This window comes from Nitrosomonas sp., assembly GCF_024282095.1.
In the GTDB taxonomy this organism is placed as follows: domain Bacteria; phylum Pseudomonadota; class Gammaproteobacteria; order Burkholderiales; family Nitrosomonadaceae; genus Nitrosomonas.
Genome location: NZ_JAMWZS010000006.1, coordinates 39,261 through 54,694, shown reverse-complemented (window position 1 = coordinate 54,694; position 15,434 = coordinate 39,261). Strand labels below are relative to the sequence as shown.

At 50.2% G+C, this 15,434-nt stretch carries 7 protein-coding genes; all 7 read left to right on the top strand.

All coding sequences use genetic code 11. From position 1 onward, the window contains the following. Positions 1–4 precede the first annotated feature (4 nt). The 7 genes from Q0K92_RS03090 to Q0K92_RS03060 all read left to right on the top strand — a co-directional run bounded on the left by Q0K92_RS03090 (position 5) and on the right by Q0K92_RS03060 (position 15,385). On the top strand, positions 5–592 hold the full coding sequence (locus Q0K92_RS03090) for a calcium-binding protein (protein WP_297324340.1): 588 nt from the start codon (positions 5–7) through the stop codon (positions 590–592). A 253-nt stretch (positions 593–845) separates the two neighbouring features. Next, positions 846–2,888, top strand: a complete 2,043-nt coding sequence (locus Q0K92_RS03085; protein ID WP_297324339.1) for a calcium-binding protein — start codon at positions 846–848, stop codon at positions 2,886–2,888. A 242-nt stretch (positions 2,889–3,130) separates the two neighbouring features. Next, positions 3,131–3,586, top strand: coding sequence for a hypothetical protein (locus Q0K92_RS03080; protein WP_297324338.1), 456 nt, complete (start codon positions 3,131–3,133; stop codon positions 3,584–3,586). A gap of 542 nt (positions 3,587–4,128) precedes the next feature. Continuing rightward, positions 4,129–4,536, top strand: a complete 408-nt coding sequence (locus Q0K92_RS03075; RefSeq protein ID WP_297324337.1) for a DUF4398 domain-containing protein — start codon at positions 4,129–4,131, stop codon at positions 4,534–4,536. An 18-nt stretch (positions 4,537–4,554) separates the two neighbouring features. Next, the gene (locus Q0K92_RS03070) at positions 4,555–5,379 is read left to right on the top strand and encodes an OmpA family protein (RefSeq protein ID WP_297324336.1); all 825 of its coding nucleotides are present in this window, start codon (positions 4,555–4,557) and stop codon (positions 5,377–5,379) included. A gap of 198 nt (positions 5,380–5,577) precedes the next feature. Continuing rightward, positions 5,578–5,991 carry a PRC-barrel domain-containing protein gene (locus Q0K92_RS03065; RefSeq protein WP_297324335.1) on the top strand — a complete coding sequence of 138 codons (414 nt, stop codon included), beginning with the start codon at positions 5,578–5,580 and terminating at the stop codon, positions 5,989–5,991. Between the two features lie 709 nt (positions 5,992–6,700). Then, the gene (locus tag Q0K92_RS03060; protein ID WP_297324334.1) at positions 6,701–15,385 is read left to right on the top strand and encodes a glucoamylase family protein; all 8,685 of its coding nucleotides are present in this window, start codon (positions 6,701–6,703) and stop codon (positions 15,383–15,385) included. The last annotated feature ends 49 nt before the right edge of the window (positions 15,386–15,434 follow it).

Below are 15,434 nucleotides of genomic sequence, written 5' to 3'. Positions count from 1 at the left end.
TGATATGAGTATAAGTATAGATGATGGATCAATCGGTCAAGATGACTTCCTCGGAGACGATAATAATGACCATTTCCACGCCGGCGACGGCAATAACAATCTCAACGGCGGTGGCGGCGATGACGGATTGGATGGCGGTGCTGGCAATGACGTTTTGACAGGTGATTTAGGTGATGACGTTCTCATTGGCGGAGATGGCAATGATAATCTCAACGGCGGTGATGGGGATGATCATCTCGACGGTGGCGCTGGAGATGATGTTTTAATAGGGGAGCTAGGTGATGACGTTCTCCATGCTGGAAAAGGCAACGATGACTTAACTGGTGGGGCAGATAACGATCAATTCAGTTTTTATGCTGCTGGTCACTTCACCGTGCAAGATTTCGATGCTCAAGCAGATTTATTGATTTTTGAATCAAAATCGACCGGTATTGATAGCCTTGAGGAATTAGTACTGATGATTAGCAGCTTCGAAGATACCAATGAAGGTGTAGTCGTTCATTTTGTTGATGATATCGCCTCTATCACTTTGGTTGGACTACAGTCAGGTGATTTATCTGCGGATATGGTTGGATTTTCTTCTGGAATCTGATCGCTAGCGGGTTCAATTCACCCGTGGGAAGGCTCTGTAGGTCAAAGCTGACTGAAAACCAGCAGATTGGAGAGCATAGTTAATACCCCGCTGCTTGGCATTGGGATATTAACTCTAAACAGTATCTTAACTTCAATAATGTGGTAGGAATCCATCAAGAAATTGCTAATTTGGTGATAAATAGGTTATGCGCGTTGAACTAACCAAAGTGGATTAGTTTTGTGTACCCATAGGAAAATATTAGGAGTATCAAATGATTGTAGAAGCACGCATTAATACTAATACAGTGGGTAATCAATTCGATAGTTCGGTAGCGGCGTTAACTACGGGCGGTTACGTGGTAACTTGGACGTTTTTTGGTCAGGACGGATCTGTCGGTATCTACGGGCAACGTTATAATGCCAACAGCGTCGCGCAAGGTGCAGAATTCCGCGTCAATACCGATACCGGAAGTAGTCAAAGCACTCCTTCAGTAGCGGCGTTAACTAATGGCGGTTATATAGTGACTTGGTCCTCTTGGCCGCAAGATGGCAATGGCAGTGGTATTTATGCCCAACGATATAATGCCAATGGTGTAGCTCAGGACAATGAGTTTCGAGTCAATACTTATACTGCTGATGATCAATCCGCCCCTTCAATCACTGCTCTGACCGATGGTGGTTTCGTCGTGACCTGGATGTCTTTTGGTCAAGATGGTTCTGAAGAAGGTATTTATGGCCAGCGTTATGGTGCCAACGGTGTTAAGCAGGGCGTAGAATTCCGTGCCAATATCAATGACACAGCCGGCAGTCAACTATGGGGCCCAGCCGCCGCATTAGCTGATGGTGGGTTCGTGGTAACATGGATAACTGACTATCGTGGTATTCACGGTCAGCGTTATGATGCCAATGGTGTTGCGCAGGGCGCGGAATTCCACTCCAATATCCAAAACAAAGTGGGAGCTCAATCGCCATCGGTAGCGGCTTTAACAGATGGTGGTTTCGTGGTGATATGGTCAGCTGAGTTTGCCATTGATGGTATCCACGGTCAACGCTATGATGCGAATGGCATTGCGCAAGGCGCAGAATTCCTCGTTAATACGGATACAACAGGCGGTCATTTACTGACTTCGGTAACTGGTTTAACGGGTGGTGGTTTCTTGGTAACCTGGACATCCGGGTCTCAGGACGGCTATCCCTCGGACTATGGTATCTACGGCCAACGTTATGATACTAGTGGCGCTGCACAAGGGGCAGAATTTCGCGTCAATACCTATACAGCGTATGATCAACTCAATCCTTCGGTAGCCGCGCTCACTGATGGCGGTTTCGTGGTGACATGGGAATCTCAGAATCAGGATGGATCTGACTTTGGTGTCTACGGTCAACGCTATGATGCCAATGGTAATGTGTTTTATGCTACCCCATTGCTGATTAGCACAACAGGAAACGATGTTCTGACCGGCACATTGTCTGGTGATGATACAGTAACCTATACTTACGCTACTGCTCCTGTAACCGTCTCACTGGCTATCAGCAGCCAGCAAAATACTGGTGGTGCCGGATTAGATACTCTGATTAACATCGAGAATCTGATTGGTAGTGCCTACAATGATATATTGACAGGCAATGCAAAGGATAACGTATTGGTTGGAGAGACTGGTGACGACGTGCTCATAGGAGGGTCGGGAGCAGATACTCTGATCGGTGGATTGGGTAATGACAGTTATTTTGTTGAGAATGTGAGCGATGTCATCATTGAGAGTCTTAATAATGGCACTGATAATGTAAGTAGCAAAGTGACTTATTCACTCATAGAAGGTATTGAAAATCTGACTCTGACTGGCGTATTGGCGGTCAATGGTACAGGCAACATCCAGGCTAACGTCCTCACTGGAAATGCAGCTGATAATCAGCTAAATGGAGAAGCCGGTAAAGATACACTCATTGCAAGAGCAGGTAACGATACACTTGATGGGGGAGCGGGTAATAATGTGCTAACCGGCGGGCCAGGTAGTGATATCTTCAAATTCACTACAAAAGGTCATACTGACAAGATTACTGACTATAGTGTAGTGAACGACACAATCCAGTTGGAAAATGTGGTATTCAAGGCACTAACGACGACTGGTACTTTAGCTGCCAACCAATTCAGAATGGGCACAAAGGCGCTGGATACTAATGATTTCATCATCTACAACAAATTGACAGGCATGTTGCTGTACGATGCAGATGGTAATGGTGCTGCTGCCGCAATCCAAATTGCTACAGTTGGTATTGGGTTAAGCTTGACCAGTGCAGATATTGTGGTTATCTAGGTGTGTGTTGGACTTACCTGCAATGAGAGAGACATAATTAGAGCTTACTCAGAAATTCAGCGATCCGTTATGCGCTGTCAAGTAAGAATTCTGAGTAAGCTCTAATTAATTGTATTTAAAGAAGCGTATGAATAGAAAACCTTAGTTAAAGCAATCAACCGAAATTTATATTTCTTTATCCAATCTATGACTACTATTTTTTAAAATTTTTAAAAAATATACTAACTTTAACGGTGGGAAATATGAATAAAAATTCACAAATAATGGCTATTTCAGTAGTACTATGGCTTGGTCTGGGTACGGGAGCAACGAGTGCTGCGCTGATGCAAACGGTTCCTTCTCCCCTTTCTCCCAGTAGTTTGGACGCCATCAACAACAGCATTGTTTTCGATAGTTCCTCATTATTGCATCTTGATAATCCTGTTGCTAGTGATGATTCAGAACTCATTTATTTGGGGTCGGACTCCGCGGATGGCCCTGCACGTGTAGTGCATAGCCAACTTACCAGCCTAGGCCGCGAGGGTTCTTATTCCGGAAATATAAGTGCATTCCCAGCTCCCGAACCAGAAAAATACGCGATGTTGTTGATTGTTATCGGATTGTTGGGTTTTACGCTGCACCACAGAAAAATGGCAGTGCCTCAGATGCATCTTCTGCACAAGCAAAGGATTTTCTCCAGGAATGCGGAAGAATTCTAAAGTTTCTGAGACAACCCTGTTTATGTGCTTGTGAGTTTTATTGCACATCCTTTTCACAGAATCTGTATGTGGTATTTCAGTAGAATCCTGCTTAAAAGGCGGGATTTTTTATTTTGGATAACCTGTCACCGATGCCAAGATTGCCGGAAACCCACAAAAATTTTTGAAACAATCAGATCACTTCCAATCTGTCCTCTGGACAATGCGCAATGCAATGAATCTGATCTAGTGGAAATACTCAGGATCTTTGTTGTTGATTGAAGTGCTAAGTGTCCGGCATTTGCCTTGAGTAGCAAGCATCCATGCGATTACCATAAAAACCAATTGATTGCTTTGGCACCGCCATCCCATTCCTTCCTATATTTTTATGTGCGCTAGCGAACTGTTTTCCACTGAGGAAGGGTATCTAATTATCAACATGAGATGACCTTAGCATCGCTTGATTGACAAAATGGGCTCATCTTCTGAATTTCTTATAAAGAGTCAATTGTTACAAGAACAATCAATGTTCATTACAACAATTGTGTTCGGAGTCTAATTCAATGGATAAAAAAATGATCAAGAATTTTTACCACATAAAATCGCGTCAAATGACGCTAGCGCTTAGCGTAACCGTCATCTCTGTAATTTTTATGGCTGGCTGCGCAAGCGTTCCGGCCCCTACTGAACAGATAGCTGTTTCGAGAACTGCAGTAAATAATGCTCTCAGCGCTGGTGACAATGAATTTGCACCGCTACAGCTCAAGTCCGCGATGGAAAAGATGGATGCTGCTGAGCGTGCCATGGTGGATAAAAATTATGTACTTGCCCGGGAACTGGCAGAGCAGGCACAGATTGATGCCAAGCTGGCTGGAACACTGGCACGCTCAACCAAGGCACAGAAAGCAGCAGACGCATTGCAGGAAGATAGTCGCGTGCTACGCCAAGAAATAGATCGTCAAACCCAATAATTTTCAGTGGAGTTTATCATGCAAAAAAACTGGTACTTTTTTATGAGTCTGATTACCGCGGCTATTGTTTCTGGCTGCAGTTCGATACCGCAAAATTCATCGTTGATGGAAGCGCATGGCAATTACAACAGCGCACGAGCAAATTCCCAAGTCACCAATATGGCGGCACTTGAATTGCAAGAAGCGGGCAACTTTCTGGAAAAAGCAGACCGTGCTTTAAACAACAGAGAGAGTGATAACACAGTCAATCACTTAGCCTATATGGCTAATCAACAAGTGGCAATTGCACAAGAAACTGCCAAAGCAAAAACAGCTGAGCTAGCAGTCACCAATGCTGGCGGAAAACGCGATCAAATCCTCCTGGAAGCGAGAACGGCTGAGGCTGATGAATCCAAACGGCAGGTGGCATTTGATCAAGCACTGATTGCTCAACAACAAAAGGAGCTGGAGGAACTCAATGCTAAGAAAACGGAACGAGGCATGGTGATTACCCTGGATGATGTGTTGTTTCGTACCAATATGGCGCAATTGGAATCAGGTGGAATGCGCACCGTGCAAAAGGTAGCCGATTTTCTCAGACAATACTCCCAGCGCAGGGTGTTAATTGAAGGCCACACCGACAGCACAGGCACTCACAGTTATAACCAGGAGCTTTCTGATCGACGCGCCAATTCTGTGCGAATGGCCTTGATAGATGGTGGTATCAGCAGTAATCGGATTGATTCGCGAGGTTATGGTGAAGATTTCCCGGTTGCCAGCAACGGCACTGAAGCGGGCCGCCAATTGAATCGGCGCGTGGAAATCATCTTTTCCGATGACAACGGCAACATTGGCGCACGCTAGATCGGAATTATTCACCAGGATTGAAGCAAAAATTAAGTATGTTTTTGTTGATTTCAAAGACTGAATATAAGAAATGCTGAGTCAGCTTAGCGAGTCTAATTTCTAATCTAAACAGTAGACCCGATTACGATGTAACGTCAGGATCTAATGAATATCATTAGGATCCTTTACCAATATCATTTTAAACAGGAGTTTTGCATGAATTACGAAGTTTTCGATACTTATGCTATTTATCACCAAGACAAAGGTGACAACAAAGCATCTGGAGTTCGTCCGATGGGTATTGATACGCTGATTGGAAGGAATGTCTGCAACCAAAACGGTGACGACCTGGGTAACATTAAAGAAATCATGCTGGATATAGCGACCGGCAGCGTGTGTTATGCAGTACTGTCCTTTGGCGGCGTCCTTGGAATAGGAAGTAAATTCTTTGCAGTACCCTGGTACAGATTGAAGTTCCATACAGAAAAAAAACACTTTGTGCTCAACGTAGATAAAAGTCGTCTCAAAAATGCACCGGGATTTGACAAGAAGCACTGGCCGGATATGGCAGACAAATCCTGGAATAAAAAAATGCATTCTTACTGGAACTACTCAACAATAAATGGATGATCTGCGCGTTTGATTGATGACGTAGCTGCTACGGAAGCAACACTTGCCGGAATCCAAACAACGAATGCAGCCGAGTCTCAGACAAAATCTTGGGAAATCGGCTGATTGCTTCCACTGTGTACTAATTTCGTTCTAAGTTAATGCACTCCAATTAGGCGATCGTCTGTTCAAATTGTTTTGACAACATACAACTTGCCTACCAAGGTTATTACCTCCCCGCCATTCATAAATTTCTGATCGAATCCCAAGTCCATTGGCACTGAGTTACTTTTCTCATTGTGTACGATACCGAACAGACACTGCCGAATACTGTCACTAAGATTTAAGCAGCGTCATGATAAAACCGGTCAAGGAAATGCCAAGGAGATATAAAGCATCACAAAACTTAAAATGGAGTAACGTAAGTGCAGCCATACAGCATATTGTCCATTTTTTGCTGATAACCCCTATTCCTTTCCCAAAAAAATAACAAAAATTGCGATCAATAGATGACTGACAGACCGTTGAGAAACGTTTTCGAGACAGTCGATACGAGGCAAAAACAGGCGAAAAAGCGCAGTTTATATGTGATAAATGAGCATTTTGAGCCTGTTTTTAACACCGTAGCGGCAACGCAGATAGTTTTTCAATGGCCTGCTGATAGTCTGTAAGCACGCAGCATTAGTTTCTCGCAAGCACCAGTCATAAAACGGTGACTACGCTGATCACCATGAATTCGAACAAGGAGAATATTATCAATATTAAAGAGTTCGGATTTTCGGCACACACCCGGAATGTGCTTCGTAACGCTCGCGATACCGAGTTACTGCGTTCCGAGTTGTTCAGTATCGAGCAATTGAAGCGTCAAGGGGCCATGTTGGCCGGGCAGTACAAGATCGACCCACATCCGGGGCCAGATCGGTTGTTGCCACGGCTAGCGGACAATGAACGTATTCTGCTCGCCGCATATGACGTCGTGACCGTTGCAACGGCGCCGGGACAACGCATTATTTCGGCTGAAGCGTGGCTACTGGATAATTTTTATCTCATCGAACAACAGATCAATCAGGCGCGCCGGCATTTGCCGCGCGGTTACAGCCGCCAGTTGCCGCGATTAGCGGATGGCCCGTCAGCCGGTTTCCCCCGCATCTATGATTTGGCTTTACAACTGATTTCCCACATGGATGGTCGTGTCGACAAGGAAAACGTCACTCAATTCATCGCCGCCTACCAGACTGTCGAGCCGTTAAAGCTGGGCGAATTATGGGCATTTCCGATCATGCTGCAGTTGGCGTTACTGGAAAATCTTCGCCGTGTTGCACTGCGTATCGCCCGCCGGCGCGAGGAGCTCAACGCCGCCATCAGTTGGGCGGATCGCATGCTTGCCGCGGCTGAAAAGGAGCCCAAACAGCTGATTCAGTTGCTGGCCGAGTTTGCCAATGCGGATGTACCGCTGACCGCGCCGTTTGTGGAGGAATTTTATGCCCGACTGCAGGCCCAAGGGTCCGCCATGGCGTTCGTTCAAACCTGGGTCGAACAAAAACTGTTAGAACAGGGAGTGACTGCAACACAGCTGTCAGAATCGGCAGGTCGAACCGCCGCGGCCAATCAGATTTCCATCGCCAACAGCATCGGTAGCCTGCGTTTTATCGATACCATGAATTGGCGGGACTATGTTGAATTGCTCAGTGCTGTCGAACAGACATTGCGTGAAGATCCAGCGAAAATGCACACGCACCAGGATTTTTCCACCCGCGACCGCTACCGGCATGTTATCGAGGATGTCGCGAGAGGCAGTTTGCACAGTGAATTGGCGGTAACCCGCAAAGTCATTGCGCTGGCGCAAGCTGCGGCAGAACGGCTGGGTGTCGACGACCGTACCGCGCATGTTGGATACTACCTGATTGATCACGGCCGACCAATACTGGAACATGCAGTCGGTTTCCGATTGCCGTGGAAATTACGGATCAGTCGTGCGAGCCGGCATTTCAACCTGTTGCTTTATCTTGGTCCGATCCTGTTGCTCAGCGCATTGGCGGCATCGACCGTGTTTTTCTCATTCGATGGTCTCGGGCCGGGAGATTGGCGCTTCTGGTTTTTTGCAATTACCGGCGTCATCGGTGCTTCAGCACTGGCAGTCTCGCTGGTAAATATGCTGGTCACGCTCATTCTGTCGCCGCGTACGTTGCCGCGACTGGATTTCTCTCACGGTATTCCGGCGGCGCACCGCACCATGGTCGTGGTTCCCACTTTGCTAAGTAAACCACAAGAAGTTGATGATCTTCTTGAAGCACTGGAAATCCGCTATCTCGGTAATCGTGATCCCAATCTATTCTTTGCCTTGCTGACGGATTTCCGTGATGCGCGGCAGCGCACGCAACCGGAGGACGACGCATTACTCGCCTATGCGCGCGCTGCCGTTCAGGCGCTCAATGCCACCTATCTTGACGACCGGCCGTGTATTTTCTATTTGTTTCACCGGCCACGGGTATGGAATCCACACGAACAGGTGTGGATGGGGTATGAGCGCAAACGCGGCAAATTGGAGCAGTTCAATGCCTTGCTGCGCGGTGGCGCAAAAACGGCGTTCTCGGATATCGTCGGAGAAACATCCATACTCGAATCGATTCAGTATGTCATCACCTTGGATACCGACACGCAGCTTCCCCGCGATGCGGCACGCACCCTGATCGGTAACATGGCCCATCCGCTCAATCGGCCGGTATACGACGCTGATTGCGGACGCATCGTCGAAGGCTACGCAATCCTGCAACCGCGCGCTTCGATCAGCCTGACCAGTGCAGGCCAGTCGCAGTTCACAAAATTGTTCGCGGGTGAGTCAGGCATTGATCCCTACTCACGCGAAGTCTCCGATGTCTACCAGGATATTTTCGGCGAAGGATCATTTGTCGGAAAAGGCATTTACGATGTGGACGCTTTTCGTCAGGCCGTTGATGGACGTTTCCCCGAAAATCTCATTCTCAGTCACGACTTGCTGGAAAGCGGGTACGCGCGTTCGGCACTGGTAACCGATGTCGATCTCATTGAAGAGCATCCGGCCAGTTACGCCATGGAGGCTAGCCGACGGCACCGGTGGATACGCGGCGATTGGCAGCTTGCCGGCTGGTTGCTTCCACGCGTGCCCGGACCACCCGGCTCCAATGAATCGAAAGCAAAATGGCAACCGAATCCATTGACTGCGCTGTCGATGTGGAAAATATTCGACAATCTGCGACGCAGCCTTGTGTCACCTTCATTACTGGCCTTGCTAATCGGGGGCTGGTTATTCGGCCCGGAGCCAGCATGGTTGTGGATTGTGCTGGTCGCAGGCGTGGTGTTCTTGCCTATCCTGCTGAGAAGCCTCATCGAATTCATCCGTAAACCGGAAGAACGTGACTGGCTAGTGCACGTGAGCCTGACCAGCAAGTCAGCGGGGCACCCCATCGCACTCGCTTTGTTGACGTTGATTCTGTTGCCCTATGACACGCTGATCAGCCTGAGCGCCATCTTACGTTCGGGACTGCGCATGCTGTTCACGCGACACGGCTTGATGCTGTGGCATTTACCATCCTATACGCGCCGCAATGCGTGCCGTACGTTGGTCGATTTTGTGAAAGAAATGTGGATTGCGCCTACTGTGGCAATAGCGCTGGGCTTGGCATTGGCAAGCAGTCGTCCAACGGAACTGTTGTTCTGTGCACCTGTTTTGTTAGCTTGGTTGTTATCACCTGTTGTCGCCTGGTGGATCAGCAAACCGCTTTTATCCACGGCACCTCAGCTGACGAGCGATCAACGCATATTCCTGCGCGCATCAGCGCGCCGTACATGGCGCTTCTTCGCACAATTTGTCAGTGCACAGGACAACTGGCTGCCACCCGACAATTTTCAGGAATATCCGGCACCCGCCATTGCCACGCGTACATCACCCACGAATATCGGCATGTCATTGCTGGCGGATCTGGCCGCCTATGATTTTGGTTACATCGCCGCCGGCGAATTCCTGCGATTGGTTCAAAATACGCTGGAGACGATGGAAAAACTGGAACGCTACCTTGGTCATTTTTACAACTGGTACGACACGCGCACACTGAAACCGTTACATCCGCAATATGTTTCTTCTGTGGACAGCGGAAACCTCGCCGGTAGCTTGCTCACCTTGCAAGCGGGATTGATCGAGTTGAAGCACCAGCCGATTCTGTCAGCCAATGCATTTCATGGGTTGCAGGATACCTTGCGAGTGCTTGTCGAACACGTACCCGTATCACCCATCTCCGATCTTGCGAAGAAAATCGAGGCGCTTGAGGCCCATCTGCGCACACTCACAGTGAACGGACCGACGCACACATTGGCGACCATCGATAGCTTGCTGGATGAGATGCATCATATCAGCGAGGAGATGATCGCTTGTCTGCCCGCGGATATCGATATCGATGGCGAGCTGTATTACTGGGCGCAGGCATTTGATCAGCAGATTCGATCACTGCAAGATGATCTGCGATACCTAGTTCCCGAACCTCAGCCATTCAACCACATCCCGACACTGGCGGAATTGGCCGGAAGCAACGCCGCAGATATGCAAACGCGGCTATCCGCTGGAGCTGCCAAAGGTGCATTGGAGCGGATTAGGGTCATCAATGCCCTGGCGGATCGTTGCCGCAAACTTGCCGTCATGGATTTTGAATTTCTCTACGATACATCGCGGGATTTGCTGGCTATCGGCTACGATGTCGGCGAACGTCGCCGCGATCAATCCTGCTATGATCTGCTGGCATCCGAAGCGCGCCTAGCCAGTTTTCTACTCATCGCACAGGGGCAAATACCGCAAAAACATTGGTTTGCGCTAGGCCGACTGTTGACCAGCCATGGCGGAGATGTCAGCCTGATTTCCTGGAGTGGTTCGATGTTCGAATACCTCATGCCGCGTCTGATCATGCCGGGCTACGACAACACGTTGTTGGAGCAAACCTGCCAAGCTGCGGTGTCGCGCCAGGTCGAATACGGTCGGCAACGCGATGTGCCCTGGGGCATTTCCGAGTCCTGCTATAACGCCACCGATATCAACCAAGTCTATCAATATCGGGCATTCGGTGTGCCAGGATTGGGTTTCAAGCGAGGGCTGGGAGATGACCTGGTCATTGCGCCTTACGCCAGCGCACTGGCACTGACGATGATGCCGCGCGAAGCGTGCCGCAATTTGCAGACGCTGGCAGCCAGCGGTTTGCTCGGCGCCTATGGATTCTACGAAGCGGTCGATTTTACGCCATCCCGTGTGCCGCGCGGCAAAACCAGCGCCATTGTGCGCACCTTTATGGCGCATCACCAAGGCATGAGCCTATTAGCTTTTGAACAGGTATTGCTTAACTGTCCGATGCAGCGCCGTTTTATGTCGGATCCGTTGGTCCAGGCGACAAAATTGTTGTTGCAGGAGCGTATACCGAAAAAAGGGGCAACATTACACCCCCATGCCGCGGAAGTCAGTGCCGCTGCGCGCCCGGCAGTCCCGGAATCTGGCACGATTATGCGCGTGTTTACCGACCCGAACACACCGATACCGGAAGTACACTTGTTATCCAATGGCCAGTATCACGTCATGGCGACACATGCCGGTGGCGGTTACAGCCGCTGGCGCGATCTGGCCGTCACCCGCTGGCGCGAGGATGCGACCTCCGATGGCTGGGGTACTTTCATTTACTTGCGCGACCGTGATTCCGGGCGGTATTGGTCCACTGCTTATCAACCCACTCTGCGCAAAGCCGATCACTACGAGGCGATCTTCGTGCAAGGACGTGCGGAATATCGTCGCCGTGATCATGCGATCGAAACGCACACTGAAATCAGCGTTTCACCCGAAGACAACGTGGAAATTCGCCGCGTCACACTGACCAACCAATCGTCCCGTACGCGTCATATTGAAGTAACCAGCTATGCGGAGGTGGTGCTGGCGCCGCTGAATTCCGATTTAGCTCATCGTGCTTTCAGCAATCTGTTCGTGCAAACCGAAATTGTCCGCGATCGACAGGCGATCCTTTGTACGCGGCGGCGCCGCACGCCGCGAGAACAGATACCCTGGATGTTCCATTTACTGGCGGCTCCGGGTACGGTGATTGATGAGCCGTCCTATGAGACGGATCGCACCCAATTCATCGGACGGGGACGAACAGCGGCCAATCCAGTGGTACTGGATGCGAGTAATCGCGCGTCAAACTTGTCGAACACAGATGGTTCGGTGCTCGATCCGATCGTGGCGATCCGCCGCACCATCACCTTGTTACCGGACGAATCGGCCACGCTACAGATCATCTCCGGTGTTGCGAGTACGCGCGAGGCGGCCTTGGGGTTGTTGGATAATTATTGCGACCGGCATTTCGTGGAACGGGCTTTTGAAATGGCATGGTTCCAGAGTCAGGAAGTACTGCGCAACCTCAACGCCACCGAAGCTGATGCCCAAGTATACGGTCGCCTTGCGAGTTCCGTCATATACAGCAATGCATTGCGGCGCGCTGCCCCTAGCATGATTGCACGCAACCAATTGGGGCAATCCGGGCTGTGGCGCTTTGCCATTTCGGGTGACCTGCCGATCGTACTGATTAGAATCGGCAGTCTCAACCGTATCGACCTGATCAAACAAGCGCTGCAAGCGCATGCCTATTGGCGGATGAAGGGATTGGCAGCTGATCTGGTAATCGTGAACGAGGATTTTTCGGGCTATCGGGCGGTTCTGCACGATCAGATCATGGGACTGATCAACGCGGGACCTGAAGCGCAAATCATCGACAAACCCGGTGGTGTCTTCGTGCGACGTACCGAAGAGCTGACCGAAGATGAGCGAGTCTTGCTGCAGACTGTCGCGCGCATCGTATTCAGCGATACCGCCGAAACGTTAATCGAACCATTGGAACGCCGCGTATCGGCTGAACGTATTTCGGATCTTCTGGAACCCCGGCTGCTGCCGGTCGCTAAATCAACCAGCCCGCTGTTAACGCGCGAACTGATTTTCTACAACGGTTTGGGAGGTTTTACGCCCGATGGGCGCGAGTACGTCATCACCCTCGAACCCGGTAAAAGCACGCCCGCACCGTGGGTCAATGTAATCGCCAGCCCGCACATCGGCACCGTTGTCAGTGAGTGCGGAAGTGCATATACCTGGGTGGAGAACGCACACGAATTCCGATTGACCCCTTGGCACAATGATCCGCTTAGCGACAGCAGTGGTGAGACGTTCTACATTCGCGATGAAGAAACCGGCGAATTCTGGTCACCGACGCCATTACCGTCCGGAGGTCAGTCCGGATATGTTTGCCGGCATGGATTTGGATACAGCGTGTTCGAGCATGATCAAACTGATATTTCTTCGGAGCTGAAAATCTACGTTGCCATGGATGCGCCAGTGAAATTCGTGGTGATCAAGCTGCACAATCATTCGAAACGCCCGCGGCGATTGTCGCTCACCGGCTACTGGGAGCTGGTACTCGGTGAATGGCGGCACACCAATCTGATGCACATTGTGACTGAAATAGATGCGCATAGTGGAGCGCTGTATGCCCGTAATGCATATGGTCGTGAATATGCCAAACGGATCGTTTTTGCGAAGGTCAGCGAACAGGCACGTTCGGTGACCGGAAATCGTACCGAGTTCATTGGTCGTAACGGCTCGCTGGCCAGCCCGGCAGCGATGCGCCGCAAACGCTTGTCGGGCAAGACCGGTGCGGGCCTGGACCCATGTGCCGCAATCCAGACCCAAATCGAACTGGCTGAAGGACAAGCGCAGGAAATCGTATTTATATTCGGCGCAGCCCACGATACTGAAGAAGCGCAACAACTGATCCAGCAATATGGAGGACTCGCAGGTGCACGGCAAGCATTAGAGGGGGTATGGGGATACTGGAACCACGCCTTGGGCGCAGTACATGTGGAGACGCCAGATCCTGGTTTGGATGTTCTGACTAACGGCTGGCTGATTTACCAAACACTATCCTGCCGATTATGGGGCCGTAGCGGATATTATCAGTCGGGCGGCGCCTACGGCTTTCGCGATCAGTTACAAGACACCATGGCGCTGATCCATGCGACACCGTGGCTTGCCCGCGAACAATTAATCCGTTGCGCCGAGCGGCAATTCCTTCAGGGTGACGTGCAACACTGGTGGCATCCGCCCAATGGGCAGGGCGTGCGCACCCATTTTTCCGATGATTATCTGTGGTTGCCGTATGCAACCTGCCGCTATGTGTTGGCGACCGGCGATACCGGCATACTGGACGAATCGATCCACTTCTTGGAAGGCCGCGAGTTATATCCAGAAGAGGAGGCTTATTACGACCAGCCACAACGTTCGACGGAAGCGGCAAGCCTTTATGAACATTGCGTACGCGCCATCAAGCATGGTTTGCGCTTTGGCGAGCATCAATTACCGCTGATGGGCTGCGGCGATTGGAACGATGGCATGAATCTCGTCGGTCGTGACGGCAAGGGCGAGAGCGTTTGGCTAGCATGGTTCTTGTACGCCAACCTTCAGGTATTTACCGATTTGGCGCGGAGTCGGGGGGATGCAATTTTTGTTGATATTTGCGCCGGACAGGCTTCGTTGTTGCGTGACCATATCGAGGCCAATGCCTGGGACGGCGACTGGTATCGGAGGGCCTATTTCGATGACGGCACACCTCTGGGCTCGTCCAGCAATGATGAGTGTCAGATTGATTCGATCAGTCAGAGCTGGGCGGTTATTTCCGGCGGTGATTCCGCGCGTGCACGCCAAGCAATGGCCGCGGTGGATAAACGTCTGATACGACGCGATACACAGTTGATCCAGTTATTCGATCCACCCTTCGACAAATCCGAACTTGAACCCGGATATATCAAAGGCTACGTGCCCGGCATCCGTGAAAACGGCGGCCAATATACTCATGCCGCAATTTGGTCCACGATGGCGTTTGCCATGCTGGGTGACCGGGAACGTGCATGGGAATTGTTCGCCATGCTCAATCCCGTCAATCACGGCCGTACACCTGCGGAAATCGAACGTTATAAAGTTGAGCCGTACGTTATGTGCGCGGATATTTATGGTGCAGCACCACATCTGGGCCGGGGTGGCTGGACTTGGTACACTGGGGCGGCAGGCTGGATGTACCGATTGACCGTGGAAACGCTGCTCGGTCTGCAACTGGAAGTAGACCATCTGCGCATGACCCCGTGTATTCCGGCGCACTGGAAATCGTACAGTATTCACTACCGCTTTCGCGAAACTTTCTATCACATCACCATCAAATGCAACGGTGAGAAACCCAACCATGAAATCCATGTAACAGTGGATGGTACCGTGGTTGATAGCGTGGGTGTCGATGAATCAGGGCGACCACAAGGCATGATTCCCCTGGTAGACGATCACCAGGAGCATCACGTCGAGGTGGATTTGAAGTAGTACACATTATCATCACCACACAACGTTCTGTTAATATCTTACCGGACAT

Excerpts from the sequence above, each read along its gene's own strand:
- Q0K92_RS03090 (WP_297324340.1), top strand. The coding sequence starts at position 5 with ATGAGTATAAGTATAGATGATGGATCAATCGGTCAAGATGACTTCCTC.
- Q0K92_RS03085 (WP_297324339.1), top strand. The coding sequence starts at position 846 with ATGATTGTAGAAGCACGCATTAATACTAATACAGTGGGTAATCAATTC.
- Q0K92_RS03080 (WP_297324338.1), top strand. The coding sequence starts at position 3,131 with ATGAATAAAAATTCACAAATAATGGCTATTTCAGTAGTACTATGGCTT.
- Q0K92_RS03075 (WP_297324337.1), top strand. The coding sequence starts at position 4,129 with ATGGATAAAAAAATGATCAAGAATTTTTACCACATAAAATCGCGTCAA.
- Q0K92_RS03070 (WP_297324336.1), top strand. The coding sequence starts at position 4,555 with ATGCAAAAAAACTGGTACTTTTTTATGAGTCTGATTACCGCGGCTATT.
- Q0K92_RS03065 (WP_297324335.1), top strand. The coding sequence starts at position 5,578 with ATGAATTACGAAGTTTTCGATACTTATGCTATTTATCACCAAGACAAA.
- Q0K92_RS03060 (WP_297324334.1), top strand. The coding sequence starts at position 6,701 with ATGAATTCGAACAAGGAGAATATTATCAATATTAAAGAGTTCGGATTT.